20 protein-coding genes are annotated in these 18,675 nt (G+C 44.3%); 12 read left to right on the top strand and 8 right to left on the bottom strand.

Features of this window, described 5'->3' with window-relative positions; all coding sequences use genetic code 11:
* Positions 1 to 151: 151 nt before the first annotated feature.
* The 3 genes from M1L62_RS12115 to M1L62_RS12105 are packed head-to-tail and all read left to right on the top strand — an operon-like array spanning position 152 to position 2,244.
* On the top strand, positions 152 to 895 hold the full coding sequence (locus M1L62_RS12115) for a dioxygenase family protein (protein WP_254413299.1): 744 nt from the start codon (positions 152 to 154) through the stop codon (positions 893 to 895).
* Between the two features lie 57 nt (positions 896 to 952).
* Positions 953 to 1,528 carry a hypothetical protein gene (locus M1L62_RS12110; RefSeq protein ID WP_254413298.1) on the top strand — a complete coding sequence of 192 codons (576 nt, stop codon included), beginning with the start codon at positions 953 to 955 and terminating at the stop codon, positions 1,526 to 1,528.
* Positions 1,525 to 2,244, top strand: a complete 720-nt coding sequence (locus M1L62_RS12105; protein WP_254413297.1) for a pirin family protein — start codon at positions 1,525 to 1,527, stop codon at positions 2,242 to 2,244. Before M1L62_RS12110 ends, M1L62_RS12105 begins: the two co-directional genes overlap by 4 nt.
* A 5-nt stretch (positions 2,245 to 2,249) precedes the next feature.
* On the opposite strand, the gene M1L62_RS12100 is transcribed toward M1L62_RS12105, so the two are convergent.
* On the bottom strand, positions 2,250 to 2,642 hold the full coding sequence (locus tag M1L62_RS12100) for a protease inhibitor I42 family protein (protein ID WP_254413296.1): 393 nt from the start codon (positions 2,640 to 2,642) through the stop codon (positions 2,250 to 2,252).
* A 316-nt stretch (positions 2,643 to 2,958) separates the two neighbouring features.
* Here M1L62_RS12100 and M1L62_RS12095 point away from each other — a divergent pair, with 316 nt between their 5' ends.
* The gene (locus M1L62_RS12095) at positions 2,959 to 3,333 is read left to right on the top strand and encodes a catalase-related domain-containing protein (RefSeq protein WP_254413295.1); all 375 of its coding nucleotides are present in this window, start codon (positions 2,959 to 2,961) and stop codon (positions 3,331 to 3,333) included.
* 62 nt (positions 3,334 to 3,395) lie between these two features.
* Here the strand turns inward: M1L62_RS12095 and M1L62_RS12090 are convergent, their stop codons facing one another.
* Positions 3,396 to 5,075 (bottom strand): PQQ-dependent sugar dehydrogenase, encoded by a 1,680-nt coding sequence (locus M1L62_RS12090; RefSeq protein WP_254413294.1) that lies wholly within the window; start codon positions 5,073 to 5,075, stop codon positions 3,396 to 3,398.
* A 207-nt stretch (positions 5,076 to 5,282) separates the two neighbouring features.
* On the opposite strand from M1L62_RS12090, the gene M1L62_RS12085 reads away from it, so the two are divergent.
* Positions 5,283 to 7,523: a M28 family metallopeptidase gene (locus M1L62_RS12085; RefSeq protein ID WP_254413293.1), complete on the top strand. Its 2,241-nt coding sequence runs from the start codon at positions 5,283 to 5,285 to the stop codon at positions 7,521 to 7,523.
* A 162-nt stretch (positions 7,524 to 7,685) separates the two neighbouring features.
* On the opposite strand, the gene M1L62_RS12080 is transcribed toward M1L62_RS12085, so the two are convergent.
* On the bottom strand, positions 7,686 to 8,129 hold the full coding sequence (locus M1L62_RS12080) for a hypothetical protein (RefSeq protein WP_254413292.1): 444 nt from the start codon (positions 8,127 to 8,129) through the stop codon (positions 7,686 to 7,688).
* A 57-nt stretch (positions 8,130 to 8,186) separates the two neighbouring features.
* Positions 8,187 to 9,269 carry a phosphatidylinositol-specific phospholipase C1-like protein gene (locus tag M1L62_RS12075; RefSeq protein WP_254413291.1) on the bottom strand — a complete coding sequence of 361 codons (1,083 nt, stop codon included), beginning with the start codon at positions 9,267 to 9,269 and terminating at the stop codon, positions 8,187 to 8,189.
* A 215-nt stretch (positions 9,270 to 9,484) separates the two neighbouring features.
* Between M1L62_RS12075 and M1L62_RS12070 the strand changes: the two genes are divergently transcribed.
* The gene (locus M1L62_RS12070) at positions 9,485 to 10,318 is read left to right on the top strand and encodes a GNAT family N-acetyltransferase (RefSeq protein ID WP_254413290.1); all 834 of its coding nucleotides are present in this window, start codon (positions 9,485 to 9,487) and stop codon (positions 10,316 to 10,318) included.
* Between the two features lie 65 nt (positions 10,319 to 10,383).
* Here M1L62_RS12070 and M1L62_RS12065 read toward each other — a convergent pair whose 3' ends face one another.
* The gene (locus M1L62_RS12065; RefSeq protein WP_254413289.1) at positions 10,384 to 11,964 is read right to left on the bottom strand and encodes a carbohydrate-binding domain-containing protein; all 1,581 of its coding nucleotides are present in this window, start codon (positions 11,962 to 11,964) and stop codon (positions 10,384 to 10,386) included.
* A gap of 149 nt (positions 11,965 to 12,113) precedes the next feature.
* Between M1L62_RS12065 and M1L62_RS12060 the strand changes: the two genes are divergently transcribed.
* Both M1L62_RS12060 and M1L62_RS12055 read left to right on the top strand, forming a co-directional pair.
* Positions 12,114 to 12,695 carry a 2'-5' RNA ligase family protein gene (locus M1L62_RS12060; RefSeq protein WP_254413288.1) on the top strand — a complete coding sequence of 194 codons (582 nt, stop codon included), beginning with the start codon at positions 12,114 to 12,116 and terminating at the stop codon, positions 12,693 to 12,695.
* 74 nt (positions 12,696 to 12,769) lie between these two features.
* On the top strand, positions 12,770 to 13,159 hold the full coding sequence (locus tag M1L62_RS12055) for a hypothetical protein (RefSeq protein WP_254413287.1): 390 nt from the start codon (positions 12,770 to 12,772) through the stop codon (positions 13,157 to 13,159).
* A gap of 9 nt (positions 13,160 to 13,168) precedes the next feature.
* Here M1L62_RS12055 and M1L62_RS12050 read toward each other — a convergent pair whose 3' ends face one another.
* On the bottom strand, positions 13,169 to 14,017 hold the full coding sequence (locus M1L62_RS12050) for an AraC family transcriptional regulator (protein WP_254413286.1): 849 nt from the start codon (positions 14,015 to 14,017) through the stop codon (positions 13,169 to 13,171).
* A 95-nt stretch (positions 14,018 to 14,112) separates the two neighbouring features.
* Here M1L62_RS12050 and M1L62_RS12045 point away from each other — a divergent pair, with 95 nt between their 5' ends.
* Positions 14,113 to 14,634 (top strand): lipocalin-like domain-containing protein, encoded by a 522-nt coding sequence (locus M1L62_RS12045; protein WP_254413285.1) that lies wholly within the window; start codon positions 14,113 to 14,115, stop codon positions 14,632 to 14,634.
* A gap of 55 nt (positions 14,635 to 14,689) precedes the next feature.
* Here the strand turns inward: M1L62_RS12045 and M1L62_RS12040 are convergent, their stop codons facing one another.
* Positions 14,690 to 14,917 (bottom strand): hypothetical protein, encoded by a 228-nt coding sequence (locus tag M1L62_RS12040; RefSeq protein WP_254413284.1) that lies wholly within the window; start codon positions 14,915 to 14,917, stop codon positions 14,690 to 14,692.
* Between the two features lie 132 nt (positions 14,918 to 15,049).
* Between M1L62_RS12040 and M1L62_RS12035 the strand changes: the two genes are divergently transcribed.
* From M1L62_RS12035 to M1L62_RS12025, 3 genes are all read left to right on the top strand, one after another.
* Positions 15,050 to 15,277, top strand: a complete 228-nt coding sequence (locus tag M1L62_RS12035; protein WP_254413283.1) for a UPF0175 family protein — start codon at positions 15,050 to 15,052, stop codon at positions 15,275 to 15,277.
* Positions 15,278 to 15,329: 52 nt separating this feature from the next.
* Positions 15,330 to 15,527: a PIN domain-containing protein gene (locus M1L62_RS12030; RefSeq protein ID WP_310589972.1), complete on the top strand. Its 198-nt coding sequence runs from the start codon at positions 15,330 to 15,332 to the stop codon at positions 15,525 to 15,527.
* A 139-nt stretch (positions 15,528 to 15,666) separates the two neighbouring features.
* Positions 15,667 to 16,893 (top strand): RsmB/NOP family class I SAM-dependent RNA methyltransferase, encoded by a 1,227-nt coding sequence (locus M1L62_RS12025; protein ID WP_254413281.1) that lies wholly within the window; start codon positions 15,667 to 15,669, stop codon positions 16,891 to 16,893.
* Between the two features lie 6 nt (positions 16,894 to 16,899).
* On the opposite strand, the gene M1L62_RS12020 is transcribed toward M1L62_RS12025, so the two are convergent.
* A complete protein-coding gene (locus M1L62_RS12020; RefSeq protein ID WP_254413280.1) occupies positions 16,900 to 18,579 on the bottom strand; it encodes a hypothetical protein in 1,680 nt (559 codons plus the stop codon).
* Positions 18,580 to 18,675 lie beyond the last annotated feature (96 nt).

Here is an 18,675-nt window from a genome sequence, read left to right as displayed (position 1 = left end):
TTAACAGGTTATGTGTTTAATCCGGCCAGGGCCCTTCATAAATACAGCAATTTACCGCAACATTTATATGCTTTACCTCAAACAATTCATTTTCAGCAACAACACTTTGCGTTCGGGCGTATTGTCTAAAAAACCAGAACTATTAAAACTTATGGAACGTAAAGAATTTTTAAGAAGAGGTTTCTTATCGGCATTGGGCACATCGTTTATTCTGCCGATGGTTGGGGCATGCAGCAGCGACAGCGTTGATCCTGACACCACGGGTACAACCACCGGAACCACAACAGGCACTACGACGGGAACAACCACAGGCACATGTACCACAACGGCTTCGGAAACCGCAGGACCATTTCCCACCAAAACACCAAGTTCGCTGGTGATGGCTGATATCACATCAGGACGTTCGGGAACGAAACTTACTGTTAAAATTACAATCCAGAATAAAAACGCCAGCTGTGCTGCGCTCGCCAATGCGATCGTCGATATCTGGCATTGCGATGCAGACGGAAACTATTCAGAATACGGCGGTACCGGCATGCAGTCGACCAACTACACCAGCGTGCATTTCCTGCGCGGCAGACAAACAACGGATACCAACGGACTCGTGACGTTCACCAGTATTTATCCGGGCTGGTATTCCGGCCGCGCTCCGCATATTCATGCGCATATTTACAACAGTTCAGGCACATCTTTACTTGTTACACAGATTGCTTTTGACCAGTCCATTTGTAATACCGTTTATGCACAAGGTGCTTACAAAAGTCATGGTTTGCAGGATACAACCAATGCCAGCGATAATGTTTTTGGCGACGGCGTGGGAACTGAACTCGCTTCTTTTACAGGCAGCGTGGCTGACGGTTATGTGCTTACGCATACGATTGTAGTTAATGGCTAATTAAATGCGTGCTGTCAGTTTTCTGTTCTGACAGCCGGAAATAAACCGGATTGAGAAATGACGAAGGGACTTATTCAATTATGCTATCGGAAAATCATTGATGCCGATGCGCAAAAGGCATGGGACAAATATGTTTTTGAAGATACCTGGATGGAATTTTTCATGCAGACGCAGAACTACAACCAGGAAGGTAAATACCGTACTTTTCAGGAAATTGCAGACAACGTGCCCGCTGCCGCCAACCTGAATTATCTGGTCAGCACGGCGGCGATCAATTACATTCGCCAGCTGAAAGATATTGTCCCGGATATCGCCAATGTTTACGGCAAATTATGCCTGCCCTTCAACCGTTTCAGGTTTGAAATTATTCATGCCGACCTGAAAGATAAGGATGGTTACAAAATTGCTGTTTACTTTTACAGTGAACCTGTCACCTGGATTGACACATTGGATGGCAAATTGCTTATTGCATACGGCGATCAGCGCGAAAACCTCCAATCCGGTGCCGAAGTGGAAACCGAAATGATCGCACTTCAACCGTACCTGAATATTTCCAGCGTGATTCTTGGTTCGAAAAAATCTGATCAGGAAAAAGATTATCTGTTATCCACAACCGAAAACGACCCGATATGATTACACAAACAGAAGGACAAATATATCTGGCGAGCCAGCGGGGCTTGTCGCAATTATCCATATTCCGTAGTTTCCACACCTTTAATTTCGGGCAATACCAGGATGAAAGCCGTGCACCATTTGGAAATTTACAGATTTTCAATGACGATACGCTCACGGGCGACAAAAGCCTGGGTATGCAGGTAGCGCACAATACGGAGGTTATCATCTTACCGGTTGTTGGTGCTTTGGAATATCGGAACAGCCTCGGTAAAACAGGTATGCTGGAAGCGGGTCAGATCCAGGTTTTTGCGGCTGCGAAAGGTATGGAGTATGAAATTACCAATCCTTACGACACGGAGCTGGTGAATTTTATCCAGATATGGTTAAAAAATGACGAGCCGGTTTTTGAGGCTAACATGCAGGAAAACAATATCGATCTCGAAACAAGAAATCAGCTGTCACCCCTCTTTGCTCCGTATGCCGAAGATTTAACGATTCAACAGGAAGCTTACGCCTATATCGGAAAATATGAAGGACGCGAAGAAGCCGTTTATCAGCTAAAAAATCCTGACAACGGAATTTTTGTTTTTATTATTGAAGGTGCTTTCGAAGTACAAAACAGGCTGATGGAGGCTCGCGACGGGCTGTCCTTACGTAACCTGGAAGAACTCGAATTTGAGGCACTTTCCAACGACGCTATTATTCTGATCATGGAAATCAGTGTCCCGGATTAACATGGCTATGGCTGAATAATCACATTCAGGGATCTGGTTTCTGACGGCGGCCCTTTTTCAAACGAGCGCGCCAGATTAAATTTCAACAGATCCTCGCCCATTGCCTTTGTCGTATGCAGGTTGAATATTTTCATCGTCCCTCCTCCCACTTTTCGTCCGTCCGTTTTTTCAACAGAAGACGAAATCTCCTCCATATGTGACTGGCCTTTGTCCAGTGTCCAGTCATACCCCGTGCCGGATTGCAGCGGAATTTTTACTTTCAGTGAGCCTCCGCTGTGAATTGCCACCGTTGTTTCTGCTTTTTCCAGTATTACCACCCGATGCCTTTTCCTGTCAGCCGCACATTCCCAGCAGATCAGCCCCAGAAACAGCCACAAAATACACCACCGTTTTTTCATCTCTTTGTTACGTTGAAGCAACTGCGACAAGCTGTAATTGCTTGCTGAAGATAACACATAATTCGCTGTAAAACAATAGTAACGGAAGGTCACAATCTGCCCGGGCAACAAGTTTTCAGGATCAGAAAAAATTCATTTGAGATAATTTATACCCCGTTTACCAGAATATGGCAATCGACTTGCTCGTAGGGGGAAGTTAACTTTGTATTGTCTATTAAATGGTATTGTACTCAACGAGGGTAAAGCCAGTCTTTGCTCTCGTTATTATAAGGCCGGAGGCAGACTTATTTATTATCTAACACAACGTTCTTTTGTTATGATGCAAAACCCGGAACGCAGCAGCCACCTTGAGCTGGAAGAAATAAGATATATTCCAAAACATGACAAAGCACCCATTGACAGTCCCGAGGTCCCTTTTCGGCAGACACCGCTGCTTATGAACCTGAATGTCGGAAGTTGGTCGGCCGAAGATGAACCTTTGTCGGGTATTTTTTATAAGGACATGTTATCCCCAGAGGAGAAAGTAACCCTGATTGGCCACATCATCAAAACCATGCAGGCCCTGGACGTCCCGGATAAAGAGGAAGTGATCCGGCAACAGCTCTTTCATTTTTTTGAAATTGACACATTGCTCGGAATGGCCGTAGCGGAAGGACTCAAAGTGAAAATCACATCCGTATTATTTTTGTAAAACCGGTTTCCCCAGACCCGCACTTCCATGATACAAGTGGGGGTCCGGGATACCGGCCCAACTTATTCTTTCACAAGTTTTATCTTTTTGACCATACCGGTTGCAGGATCTTCGATATGGATCGTGTATATCCCTTTGGCTTGTCCTTTCAAACTGAGTTCCAATACCGCCTCTGATTTTACCGGGACTGTCGCAATCAACGTTCCCGAGGCATTGTATACGTAAACTATGTTTCTCGGCTGCAGGCCATCAATCTTAAACCCGTCGGTGGTTGGGTTGGGGAAAACCTTAAACGGATCAACATCACAGGGTGTGTTCACTGATAAAATTTTGCTGTGTTCAAAAGTTTCGTCCTTATCCACCATTTTCAAACGGTAGAACGTATTTTTTTCAAACGGATGCGCGTCGGCAAAGCTGTACATATGATTTGCGCCTGACGCTGGTATCGTTGCAATGGTTTCGAAAGTTCTGGCATTGGTACTACGCTGCAATTCAAAATGAGAGAATCGGGATTCCATAACACTTTTCCATTGCAGGTTTACAACACATTCCTCTGCTTTGGCCTTAAAATATTCCAGTTCAACAGGCAGCGGGTCACCCGGCAATGTAATTTTCCCGATGGTGCCATCGAAAAATGAAACCGTGTAAAGTTCACCATCCTTGTCCTCTCCAAAAGAAACGATCGACGGATAAGACACATCCTGAAAAAAACCGCTTTTTGGCCCCTGCGTATAACCATCCGGTGTGATCATCCCGATTTTGGTAGATATGTAGTCGGCAAAGAAATAACACCCCTTAAAAGAATTGTATTTGGCACCGCGATAAACATATCCGCCAATCGCCGAAGCACTGTTACCACCGTTGTTGGTAAACCCGGGATAAGCCAGCTTCGGCGCCGTAAAACTTGTGGCAATGTCGCAGCTGCAATTTCTGTATACCGCGTTGCCCTCCATGTAATCCCAGCCAAAGTTTTTAGGACTGGTTACGTCGGCAGCTTTCAGCAAATTAATTTCCTCCCAGCCATCCTGTCCGTTATCTCCCACCCAAAAATCGCCGGTTGACCGGTCGAAACTAAACCGCCACGGATTCCGCAAACCTTTTGCCCATATCTTTTGCTGTATATTCTCGGCCGGAAACGGACTATCCACATCGATCCTGATCACCTTTCCAAAAAGTCTGTCCGCATTTTGCGCATTCAGCTCAGGATCGCCCAGTACTCCCCGGCTGCCCGGACCGTTATCTCCCGTCGTAATGTAGAGAAAATTATCTTTTCCAAAAGCCATATCTCCGCCTCTGTGCCCGGCATCGACATCCGTAAACGGAATGGTTAAAATCTTTGTCTCGGTTGAACTGGCAATATCTGAATCCGCATTTCCTATTCTTTGAAAACGGGAAACTTGCGCTTCAAACTTATCTTTCACGATGTAAAGGACATAAAAATATCCATTGACCTGATAATTCGGGTGAAAGGCCACGCTGTAAATGCCGGCCCACTCAATGTTGTTCATCTTTGCGCTTATATCCAGAAAAGCAGGATTGTGAATGGGCACGCCATTTTTCACAACCTTGATTTTCCCGCCTACCTCGGCTACAAACAATCTGGAATCATAGGCGTGGGTGACTTTCAGAGGCCGTGTAAAACCGGACAGATACGATTCTATAACGGGTTTGGGCTGTGCTATGGCAGCTATTTTCACCATGAGCAGTACAAAAACAAGGGCTGGTAAAAGTCTTTTACTCATAAGGAGAGGTTTAGGTTAGTCTCGGTAAAGAAACGCCTTTATTTTAACTAAACAATTACCGGACAATATGTTGTGCAAAAACAAACGCATGCTAAATGTTGAAACAATTTCAGCATTGATATCAATTTCCCGTGTTCAGAAAACTTGTCACCTAATTATCACTATATTAGGAATATCCTTTACCTGAATTTAATTTTCGCTCCGTTTATGAAACACATTTTCAGAAAAACAATCCCCGTTCTTCTTCTCTCCCAGGTTCTGTTAACGCCCGTTTATGCACAGTCTTTACTGGGTTTTGGTGCTGACGCCGCCAAAAAAGAATTGGAACTGGAATCATCATTTGACAAAAAATTGCAGGTAAATAACCTGCGCGACTGGATGAAAAGGATGACTGATTATCCACACCAGCTCGGCTCTGCTTACGGACTTAACAATGCTCTTTTCCTGCGCGACAAACTAACTTCCTGGGGTTTTGAAGCACATCTGGATACCGTGCATGTTTTGTTTCCTACCCCAAAAGTGAGAATACTCGAACTAACCGAACCGACAAAATTCAAAGCGTCGCTGACCGAGCGCGCGGTGAAAGAAGACGCCACGTCCGGCCAGACCAAAGATGTACTACCGCCTTATCACGCCTTTTCAGCGGATGGTGATGTGACAGCAGAACTCGTTTTTGTCAACTATGGTATTCCTGATGATTACGAAGAACTCGCCAAACTAGGCGTTGATGTCAAAGGCAAAATCGTGATTGCGAAGTATGGCAATTCCTGGAGGGGCATTAAACCGAAAGTCGCCTACGAGCACGGGGCGATCGGCTGCATTATTTACTCCGATCCGAAAGAAGACGGATTTTTCCAGGGAGAGGTGTACCCGAAAGGTCCCTTTAAAAATGATGCCGGGGCTCAGAGAGGCTCTGTCGTGGATTTGCCGCTTGCACCGGGAGACCCGCTCACCAACGGTTTTGTGGCTGACAAAGACCATAAACGGTTGACTGTGAAAGAAGCACCAAGCATGATGAAAATTCCTGTTTTGCCTATTTCCTATGGCGATGCGTTGCCGTTGCTAAAAGCGTTGGGAGGCCAGGTTGCTCCACCGTCGTGGCGGGGTGCTTTACCGATAACCTATCACATCGGTCCGGGGCCGGCGAAAGTACATCTGAAACTTGAATTTAATTTTGACATTGTTCCGGCTTACAACGTAATCGCGACTTTGAAAGGGAGTGAATTTCCGGACCAGTGGATTGTGCGTGGTAACCACCATGATGCCTGGGTCTTTGGCGCCAGTGACCCTGTGAGCGGTGCGGTTGCCGAACTGGAAGAAGCCCGGATACTTGGCGAAATGGTAAAAAGCGGATGGAAACCAAAAAGAACGATCGTTTATTGCTGGTGGGACGGCGAAGAACCCGGACTCCTGGGTTCCACCGAATGGGTCGAAAAATATCAGAAGGTACTGTCTGAAAAAACGGTGGTTTATCTGAATACGGACGGTAATGGCCGTGGATTTTTAGGTGTGGGTGGTTCGCATACCCTTGAAAAATTTGTGAATCAGGTGGGAAGAGATGTGATTGATCCTGAAAAAAATATTAGTGTGATCGATCGGCTGCGTTCAAAAATATTGGTTGAGGGAAATCCGACATCCAAACAGGATGCACGGAGCAGGACCGATGTGCGCATTGGCGCCCTGGGCTCAGGATCTGATTATACGCCCTTTATCCAGCATTTGGGTATTGCGTCGATTAACGTAGGTTATGGTGGAGAAGATGCCGGCGGAGACTATCACTCGATTTATGACTCCTACGATAACTATGTTCGTTTCAAAGACGGTGATTTCGCGTATGGAGCGACGTTGGCCAAAACCATGGGCCGCTCGGCATTGCGATTTGCCAATGCGGAGGTGCTGCCTTTCGATTTCAGCAATTTTTCAAACACGGTGCAGACGTATGCCACGGAAATAAAACGTGACCTGGAAGCGGTCAGAGGTAAATCGGATGAACATAACAAACTGGTGACCGAAAATCGTTTTGAACTTACCGCCGATCCGAAAGAGCCATTTACAAAACCTAAACCCGTGGTTTCTGTTCCGTATCTGAACTTCGCACCATTGGAAAACGCGCTTATCGTTCTGGAAAAAAGCGCTGCTGCCTATGCTCAGGCGTCTGCAAAAGCAACAACCATTCCAGCCGACAAGCTGATCCGGCTCAACCAGATTTTATACAAAACCGAACGTTTTCTGATCAGTGATGAAGGTCTGCCCAGACGTCCATGGTATAAACACCAGATTTATGCACCCGGATTTTATACGGGTTATGGTGTAAAAACCTTACCGATGATCCGGGAAGCGATAGAACAAAAAAACTGGCCGGAAGCAGAACTTGGGATACAGCGCGTCAGTGATGTACTCAAAACGTTTACGGCCGAGATCGATAAGGCTACCGCTTTGTTAAAATAGATTGGATTTAAAATCCGTGAGACGGTATAGGCTGCTATTTTTTCACTGATTAACCCGCCAGATACGATCGGTATTTGGCGGGTATTTTTATACCGTAGTTCTAATTTCAGCACGATCAGCGTTACAAACGCCGGACCACACAACACTGATTGCAAATCAGTGCTAGCGTAATTTTCTCAGATTATGTTCCTCATTACGACCGTGGACTGCAATGGTTTTACTGCTTTTTCCATGGCTTAGCTGCAATGATCCGGCATATTCCGCGGAATAATCATTCACCCGTTTAACCAGATTTACATCCAGTTTAATCTTATAATGCGGTTCTGTAAAATAGTCGGTGTAGCCATTCGGTTTCAATACCCTTTTTACGTGGTGAAGTATTATAAACTCGCCTCCACGTTCTACAAATGCTATTTTTTGAGCACTGACCACCAGAATATCCTTATCCTTTGAAAACGCCGTGGTGTCATACGTATAAAAACTGCATCCACCATCAATTTTTATAGGATAGTCGCGAATAAAATCTAGTGTAAGCGGATCTTTACGATCAGCCGGTTTTGCAAATACCGCCAAAAAGACGGTTATGAGTAAAAAGACAAGTTTCACAGCGATCGAAATTTATATCAATACTATCAAGAGCAATTCATTGGCCGGCAATCCGTGTTAACGTCCGGTACCGGAATGCACATTGGCAAAAAGCGGATTCAGTCTGAAATAGGTATTCCCGTCAAAGCGTACAACGTATTCGGACTTGAAATGCGTACTTTTCACGAAATAATCCGTGGTAATAATTTGTGCACCCGAATTGCAGGCTGCCTCAAAACTGCTCCTGTCGTTATTTCTGGCTTGCTGCGTATCTGCGTCGGCACGGGTACGGATGATATATCCTTTTTTCACAAGATCTTTTATTTCAGGTGCTTTGGAATTATTTCTGATCATAAAGGCGGCTTCCGGTGTTCCGGGATCAGCATCCGCGAATAACACGCGCCCTTTCAGTGAGGGATGCCCGGCGATATACAATGCCCTTTTGCTCTCCTTATCGTCCAGCACAAAAATAAATTTCCCTTTGGCCTCTTTCAGCGTCGGCCAGTTGTTTTGGAGCACGGCAGCTTCCAGCGTTTCAAACTTGCCTCTCACCATATCAGGTGTGATCAGATGCTCCTTTCCGAGATATTTCAGAAGGGTTTTGTCAACTTCGTCAAACGTTTTTTCCGTGAATTTTTCAGGAACAGTCAATTCCGGATTTTTCGATGGCTGATCCTTTGCTTCCAATGTAATAAATATCGGATGATGGTCAGGATGCGCCTCAGACCACTTTCTCAAATCCAGAAGATAATCCGTAAATGTTAAATAATGGCTGCGAAAATCGAGATCTACCATATGAAAAATCTTGAATCCCGGTGCTTTCATTTTCCCTTCCGGGTCATAACTTTTCTGATTGGCAGCCCAGTCCAATCCCTTGGGATGTTCATATTTACCTCCCTTTTCATCCGCGTAGATATCAATTTCCAGATTTAACAAACCCATGTTAAGCTGATCAATGATACTGATATGTTCATAGTCGATTTTACTGGCCGAAACCGAATCTTTTTGTTGAAATAACCGGAACAACGCCGGATCGATCGCCTGTTTATAACTGTTGTGCGATCCGATCACCTGGATCTTGTTCATGGGAATAGTGTCCGTTTCATTTTGCTTGATGAACGGGAGGAACAAAAGCAGGGTCAGGCAGGTCAGGATTTTCATCGGATAAAAGTTACAGATTGGGCAGCAAAAGGCTGCGTATATTAAAACAGAATATCTCAGGAAATTTACCCGGTAAAGAAAAACTTTGATTGTTAACCCAGGATCAAGCCAGCATTAATTTTAAAACTTGCTGATGGAAAAGAATATTCAGAGGAAATATTTTGAGCAGGCCCTCAAATATTTTTAAATTACTGGATATCTGAAATATATCTGCCATGGACAATCACGAAAATGATCCGCAGCCTGTTTTTGTACACGTTGAACCGGTGCTTTCCGTCAAAAGTATAACAGAAACCATCGCTTACTGGCATAATGTACTGGGTTTTCCCGGAAAATGGACCTGGGGCGATCCCCCCGATCACGGTGGGGTTTCCTGGCATGATGTGCACATTCAATTTTCCCTCAATCCAAAACTGGCCTCTGTTTCTGAAGGACATTCGATCTGGATCAAGGTGAAAAACATCCGGGCACTTTATGAATTCCACCAGAAAAAAGGCGTCCATATGGCGCTGCCGCTTGAAAATAAACCCTGGGGGATGACGCAGTATACGATCCGTGAAATCAACGGATACTATCTGAGTTTTGCCGACCAGATTTCCGACAGAGAGCCAGTCAGCAATCAGTTGCCGGAAAATATCAGGATTGTTAACCGGAAACCTACCGTAGCAGAATACAGAAGACTTATATACTCAGTGGGATGGTCAACAACCGCCAGCGAGGAAGTCCTGAACGGTCAACTGTCTGGGGTACTTTGGGCAGTCGTGGCCGAAAATACGGATACCGGGGAAGCCGTGGGATGTGTCTTGTTACTCGGAGATGATATCAGCTTTTATTATGTAAAAGATGTGATGGTCCACCCCGACTGGCAGCGACAACGCGTAGGAACTGCGATGATGCGGGCCATATCGAACTGGCTGGATAACCATGCCTCCGAGGGAGCATTGGCCGGACTCTTTACAGGGGAAGGGCTCGCCGGTTTTTATCAGCAAGCCGGTTTTTCCAAGGCCTTTGGTATGAATAAAATCGTCCGGCAACGTGACGACCAATGACCGGCGATTGTGCTGACAGCTATGAACACTTGCGAGTATCCACAGCTGTCCAATCAATACGGCTGTCACCCAGGACCGACGCTGCCACTTACTTTTGTTACCAGACTGCTTGTGGTAAAGGTCGACGACTGCGTTCCGCCGGAATAAGTGCCGCTCGTATACAAGCCATTGAAGCTGGTGCCATTGGTTACGCTTCCGCCCGTGAAAATTTTATAGGTGGTGCTCATTTTCAGCTTCGGACTGGAAAATAACATCGTCGTAAATGTCCTCGGAACCAGAAAAGTTAATGCTTCCGCTCCGTCACTTGACTGAATGCTGATCAGCTGGTTAAGCGTTGCGCCTCCTAAAATTACCGAAGCCTGGGAGCTCACATTTGCTGTCGGTGTGCTGGTTGCGCCTGCAACACCAACCAGAATCCCGCCCGTAATTTTGAACGTATTTCGGTCGCAGTCAAACCCTTCTTCCGGCGCCGACGCCCCTACCGCAATAATCTTTCCGCCGGTTACCGTAATTTTTCCGTTGGAATCAATCGCATCGTTGGAAGTGCTGTATGCATAAATATTCCCTCCGTTGATGTAGATAAAAGTTCCGGCATTCAGGCCGTCATCGGCGGTTTTGGTAGTAATCGTGCCATTGTTGATGGTCATAACACTTTTACTTTCGATCCCCTCTCCCGCCGACGAATTGACCGTGATGGTGCCTCCGTTGATGGTCAGATACGGATCGATGGTTGTATCGGTATCATAGGATGCCGCAATTCCCTTGTCAACGACATTGATATTAAATGTACCGTTGTTGATAACAATGTACCCTTCTTCACACTGAATCCCGTCTCCGGAAGTTGTCATCGTGATGGTTCCGCCATCGGCAATAAACGCATCGTTGGTGTGAATACCGTCGGATTTGGCACTGGTAATCGCAATGTTTCCGCTGATCACCCGAACATATTCATCGCTGCAAATGGCATGTTTGTAATTACCTTTTAAGTTCAGACTGCCATTTCCACTAAAAATCAGCTGCCCTTCACTGAATAATGTGGCTTTCATATCTTCCGTACCGCTTGCTGTATACGTTATACCATCGGCCAGGGTATTGGTTGTATTATCGTTCAAAACGACAAACGCCCTTTTGCCTGATTGCAGGTTAATAGCCGGGCCATCTGCATTTGTGATATTTACCCCGTTCAGCGTCAGTTTGTATTTTTTTTCGCTGTAAATTTTCACAGAACCATTGGTTGTGGTGCCGGAAAGCACGTATTCTACTTCCGACGCAGATGAGGTCACCACCACATCGCCATTGGTTTCAACAATACTCACCCCGCCGGCAGCGAGCGGATTCGTTATCGTCACCGCGTTTCCAAAGGCAATTGTTACTGTTGAAGAAAATGTTGAATTCGCGAGTACATCATCCTCATTCGCGGCGGTACCCGTATTGCCCTCCGCCGTACCTTTGGACACGGTTGTGCTATCGATCACGATCGAAGAACTGGCTTCCCCATTACCGTCGTCACCGATTATTTCATCTTCCTTTTCCTTTGAACAACCCAAGAGTACTGCCAGGAACAAAAGCATAGTCAGACCAACTCCCATACGCCTAATCGAAGGAATTATGAGGTTGAAATTTTCAAATTTAGCTGGGAAATTCATTTTTTAATTATTAGCTGGTGTCAGTGAATAGTAACCTTTTAGCTACCAATACGCACGGCAATACGATTATGCTGCGGCCTGGTTTATTTTTTACGGGAATTGGTTTATATTTCTAATTCCTAACCGGCAAAATCTTAAAATTTAAAATCATGAGCGACACTATTTTTCCTGTCCAACCAGGCCGTATGTGCGAATACCTGTTAATTCTCTCGCCCGATAAGGAGGTGAAAGACGAAACCATGCGAATCAAACGCATTTACAAGGAGAAGTACAATTGCTGGAACGCCGACCGGTCCTATCCTCATTTTACGCTGGCTTATTCATTTTTGAACGAAAACGAACAGGATGAATTTGTGGGCTATCTGGATGAAGTGGCGCGGCTAACGGATCCTTTTCTCGTGGAGCTGCATAAATTCGAAAGGTTCGCCTCTTCCACCATTTACATGGACGTTGTAAACAAAGAACCCATTACCAAAATAGCGGTTCTGGTAAAGGAAAAAGCCGGGCATCTCATGAAAACCTATCAAAAAACGAAGCCGGAATTTATCCAGAACCCTCACCTGACCATTGCCACGCGGATGAGGAAAGATCAGTTTGAACTGGCATGGAGCGAGTGGCAATCCGTTGCGATCCAATATGATTTTGAAGCCATTGATATGACACTTTTGAAAAAACCGGAAGGAGGCCGCAGATATGAGACCGTGAAAATATTTACGTTTTCGGGAAAATGAGACTGCGATAATTTCTGAGGCTTCGCTTACAACCTTTGTGGTCAAATTGCTGTCTACTCATAAAGCGCTCTGCTATGAAAAAAATCTTGTGTTTATCGTTCCTGATACTCATTTTAGCGAACTGCAATTCAAAAAAGCTATCGCCTGAGTCGGATGTCAAAACCTGGTTTGCTCCATGTTCCTCTTTTTCAAAAGACAAAGACGGATATATCTTAGGTGGATGTTGTTACGATGTTACGATCCCTTCTCTGGTGTTAAACAAAAATGAGCCTTTCCACAAAAAAGGAATGATCCGCTCACGTGATAACAAAGGGAATTATACAGAAACAGAAGTTGAAGTAAATGGTCATTTGTCCCCCGATGGGAAAAACTTGTATGTCAGCTTTGTCTACAATAATAACGTTGTTGATCATGAATTTTCTATCGAGGAATCAACAATGGTATGTGATTGTGCGTGTTTTTAAGGTAAATCACTACACTATTTCAGCCTGATTTTTCCTGTATTCGGACGGATTAATGCCCTTGTATTTTTTAAACAACCTGTTCAAATGGCTTTCGTCTGTGAAATTAAGCTCAAACGCAATTTCGTTGATACGCATATCGCTGTTCAAAAGCCGCAATTCGACCAGGCGCAATTTGTAGTTGATGATGTATTGCTGCAACGTTTCACCGGTCTGTTTTTTAAAGTATTTCCCCAGATAACTGGTCGAAATTCCCAAATGACCGCCTATCTTTTCAACCTTTAACTGATCCGGGTTGAAAATATTTTCCTGAATATAATGCAGGATATCAAGCACAGCTTCTCCGGTATTTTCCTTGATATTCTTTGGCAATTTCAGTGCAATATTTCTGGCCACCACCAGAATAATCGTGTTTACAATCATCTCTGTAATCTTCCCGTGATACAGCTGCTGGTTATCCTGCTCCTGCACAATATTCCCGATCAGTGACGCAATCAACGGTTTATCCACTTTGTTTTTCAAAATACAACCCGGCCGGTGACTGGCGTTGTTCAGGATAAAGTCCATGCGCAACACCCAATCTTTATCGCCGTTGGTATCGATGTATGACTGGTTAAAACTGAGAAAAAAGAATTTCGTGAGGCTCGAAATTTCAAAGGAATAAGTATCCAGAGGCGTGATCAGAAACAGATTACCCTTCCTGTAATTGAAATGATGGTTATTGACATACTGCACACCATTCCCGTCAACGATGTAAATCAGCACGAAATAATTGTTGCGGTAAGATTTCTTCGGAAAACTTTCCAGTTCCTTGTATTCGATCTCAAAAGGCTGATATAACAATTGGTTCGCAAGAGACATAATCATACAGAATTAGTGAGTATTTGTACAAATGTATCAATCTCCTGCCTGTATAATTTTGCCTGTCTTATAATCCAATCATAAAATCCGGAATCATGAAAAATCTTTTTCTTTTCCTCTTGCTGTTAACCTTGTCGGCAAAGCTTTACGCACAAGAAAATGAACCCCGAACAATAAAAAATGATGAAGAACTCGTAGGTCTATGGTCATTGGTAGACGTGGAAAATACCCAGGCCGACGGCTCAACATCGCTTCCTTATGGCAATGAACCGGTGGGATTGCTGGTTCTGGATAAAAGTGGGACCTATGCCATACAAATCCTGAAAGCCAGCCGTCCAAAAGTCATGGCGGGCGATAAAAATAAGGCCACGCCGGAAGAAAATGCGGCACTGGTTCAGGGAAATAATTCGCACTTTGGAACCTATACCGTAGACAAAATAAAGCGAACAATTACCTTCCGGGTAACACACGCTTTTTACCCCAACTGGGAGGGGACGGTGCAGGAACGTTTTTATACGTTGGCCAATAATGAATTAAAATACATTGTCACCAACACAACCAACGGAGGCTCCATAACCGCCGCCGTAGTCTGGAAAAAGATTGCGTCGAATCCATAATATAACGGGTGATTACCGACAAACCAGTAATCACCCGTTTCCGTTTTTTTATCTGTTAAAGAATTACCATTATATCCGAATCAAGGTTTTTATCCTTGTGCAGGTATTCCCAGTCAACGATTTTATTTTCCGGGTAAATATTGCTGATATCCTCGGGATCTTTTCCTCCTTCGGTATCAACAAAAGCCTTCAAAACGTCCCTGTAAATCCCTTCATGACGAACACCATTACGGTCCGTAAACCGAACCTGTTTATGATCCGCGGGCATACTTATATTTTCCATAACAATTTTTAATAAATGGTTAGATTTAGGTGTGTTCAAAAAGGATGCCAGAAGTTGTTCCACAACTTTGAGTACAGGGTAACAGACTGACTTTCATTCAAAAATTTTATCAATAATTTGTATATTTACTTTATGGCAACAATCACACTACAAATTCCCGATAGTCTGGATGAATATCAAAATGACACCGTCCGTTTCATCGCTGCGAAGCTTTATGAATCGGGAAAATTGTCATTGGGGCAGGCAGCAACGATGGCGGGGCTTTCTAAGCGTACGTTTGCAGAATTACCGGGAGACTATGGAGTTTTCCTGCATAATTATCCTGTATCCGAGATTTTAAGTGATGCAGAAAGAATATGAAATTGTAATCGCCGACACCAGCTGCTTTTTCTACTATTAAAAATCACTCCTTATTATTGACGATTTTAAGGGGAGAAAAGCTGCTAAGAGACTTAATCTTAAATTCACCGGTACGCTTGGAGTTTTGTTAAAGGCAAAGCAACTGGAAGTGATACCTTCAATCAAGCCTTTGCTGGAAAAAATCCAGCAAACCAACTTTCGATATTCAGAAGCAGTATTTAAGGAAATTCTATTTCTGGCAAACGAGTAAATATTTAAAGCAACCAGAGAATCGATCATCCTGGCAGTTATCTCTGATACTCTCAAAAACTTTCCCGAACTTTGTTTCCTAACACGATTGCAGTGATCTGTGTAAAATCTAATTCCGGACAAACTTGTCTGTTTGAACTTTGAAACTATATAAAGGACTTATTGAGGCTACCGTGCATGCCTTGCAACACATATTTTCGGATAAGCAACAAGCTGACCGCGTCGTTGAACGTTTGTTAAAATCCAATCCAAAATGGGGCGCCCGCGACCGGGCCTTTCTGGCTGAGAATATCTATGAAATTGTGCGCTGGTGGCGACTGATCAAGTTTTCAGCACATATGGAAAAGGTTACACAGCCTGCCAATTTCTGGAAAATTGTTGGCGTCTGGCAGATCATCAAGCCTACACACCTGCATCTGGAAACGGATAATATTCTTCCCGAATGGGCCGAATTTGAAGGAATCAATACTGAAACCGTTTTAAGCCGGTATCAGGAGGCGCTGAAAGTCCGTAAAATTTCTCAGTCCGTGCCTGACTGGATTGATGAAATCGGAGAAAAAGAGCTGGGCGAAAAGTGGGAAAAGGAACTTACAGCTTTAAATAATCAGGCTCCCTTCGTGCTTCGCGTCAATACCCTGAAATCCGATCTCAAAACCGTTATTTCTGTTTTCGGGGAAGATAAGGTTGAAACTGTTGCGGAGGTACCAACCGCTCTGGTTCTGAAAAAAAGACAGAACGTCGCCGGACAGGATAGTTATAAGAAGGGCTTTTATGAGGTTCAGGATGCAGGTTCTCAGCTGATCGCAACCTTTATGGACCTTCATCCGGGCCAGACCGTCATTGATGCCTGTGCAGGTGCGGGTGGAAAAACACTGCAGATAGCGGCCGCGCTGCAAAACAAAGGCCGTGTTATTTCTCTGGATATTGAAAACTTCAAACTGGAAGAACTTCAAAAACGGGCTACGCGTAATGGTGTTAAAATTCTTTCGACAGGACTGATCAAATCGGACAAAACGATCAAAGAGCTCATCGATACCGCAGATCGTCTTTTGCTGGACGTACCCTGTTCCGGGCTTGGCGTTTTACGCAGAAACCCTGACACGAAATGGAAACTCCAGCCAACTTTTCTCAACACGATCCGCAATACCCAATGGAATATTCTGAGCACGTATTCCAAAATGGTCAAAAGAGGCGGTAAAATGGTTTATGCCACCTGCAGCCTGTTGCCGTCAGAATCTGAAAATCAGGTGACACGGTTCGTTATGGAATTTGGCGACCGATGGAGACTGATCGATGAACGCCGTACTTCTGTTGCCGACGAAGGTTATGACGGATTTTACATGGCTTTGTTGGAGCGCATTAAGTAGCTTTCCTTAATTTTCAAGTTTAAAATTCCGGATAACAATCTTGCTGTCCGGAACATTATTGATCGTCCAGCACAAAGCAATATCGTAAAAACCACCAGGGATTTTCGAGGGAAAAGTAGCCGTAAGAGAATGCGGTGCAGATGTGCTTTTGAGTACTTTGTTGATCCATCCACTGTTTGGCGGCCTTAACGCTACCAGCACTGGTTTAAGTGAATTTTCCCGGTTGAACAACGCGAGATAAACATTTCTTCTTGGCACAAGCGATGGTAAATTACCTATTTCAAAATTGATAATCGGATAAATACTGTCTGTAAATCCTGCCGGTTTTGTTAGAATCTGGCTTTTAAAAGTAGCTTTCAACTCCTGCCCCTGATTTCTCAACGCAATGCCCCATCTGGAAACCCAGTCTTTTTTCAGATACTCGGGAAAGTCATAACACGTGTAAAATACTGCTTTCGGATCGGGCACACCGGGATACTGGTGAATGAAAAAATTATGCGCCGGATAATTAAAAGCATCCACTTTCAATTCGTCGTTATGAACAATCACAGCATCCTGATATTTCACATAGGCCAATAGATTCAGTGTTAATGTTCCAAAAAGAAAAACAAAAAACAGCATATACTGAAATCGTTCAGCTTTAAGATTGTTCAACACAAACAGGTAAAACATGATAAAAATGCTCGCCGAATAGATCTGAAACCGGATTGACAAAATGCTTTCAGGGTTATCTCCCGAGCGGCCCATGGCAATCATCAAAACACAGGCCAGCACCTTGAAAAAGCATATTTCAGTAAGACTTATCGAATAAACCCAATTGGTTTTCCTGATCAGATTAAAATATTTGATCGCGGTAAAAGCGCAATAAGTCAATAAGATGATCCCGCCAAGCGCAATGGCCATCACGTAGCCATGTGAGTCGGACAGTACTTTGACGATAGAGCCCGAAAGCGCGACAAAACCGCTGAACACGATACGTACAAACTGGGAGATATGAGGAAACTGAGAAGCAGATGAAAATCGAAAATTGACAAAAAACAGGTAGCAGTAAATCACTGAAAACACGCCAAAAATCCAGCTTTCCCTGACACGCCGCTGGGTTATCAGCCAAAACAAAGCGATGGGAATAACACTTACCCCATCCAGATTCGCAAGCGTTGCAGCCACGGCCAGCGGAATAGCCCAAAGCCAGGTTTTCCTTTTTTCAGGTTGCAAAAAGTAAAGGCAATACAGTGAAAAGGCAATAGACAAAGTCTGCTCAAAAGCAGTAATGCTCCATAGCTGCGTACAATACACGATAGGCGAAAACAGTACGATGGAGACCGGAAGAAACAAAAGCAGGTTCTTGCCGAATGATCTGTAAATTAAGTAGAATGAATGGCCTACAAGAATCAGGTTTATGTAGCCGAAAATGATCATGGTACGGAAATTAATTTTTCCGTACAAAAAATCAATCACGACGCCCGCCAGTCGCGAAAAGAAAATCCGGTGGTCGTTATGCTGCTGGATTAAACTTTTAAAAAGCCCCGAACCATGCCCGTGTATATAATTGATCGTAAAAAGCAGGGCTTCATCATCGTTATAAGGTACATTCATTGCATTCGCCCACACGTACGCGCCAAACGTAAACACGGGAATGAGCAACAAAATAATGTACAGCCAGGAACGGGAAGATAGCGAATCCATAGATAAGCAATTTTAAGTTTTGCCAAAAAAATTGCAACGCCGCTATCAAGATAGCGGCACCATTCACTCTCAATCTTTTTAAGTAGTTTGTTGATC

The sequence above is a fragment of the Dyadobacter diqingensis genome (genome assembly GCF_024220585.1).
GTDB classification, from domain to species: Bacteria; Bacteroidota; Bacteroidia; order Cytophagales; family Spirosomataceae; genus Dyadobacter; species Dyadobacter diqingensis.
Note: the sequence above shows the minus strand (reverse complement) of the source record. Positions and strands in the feature narration are given on the sequence as shown.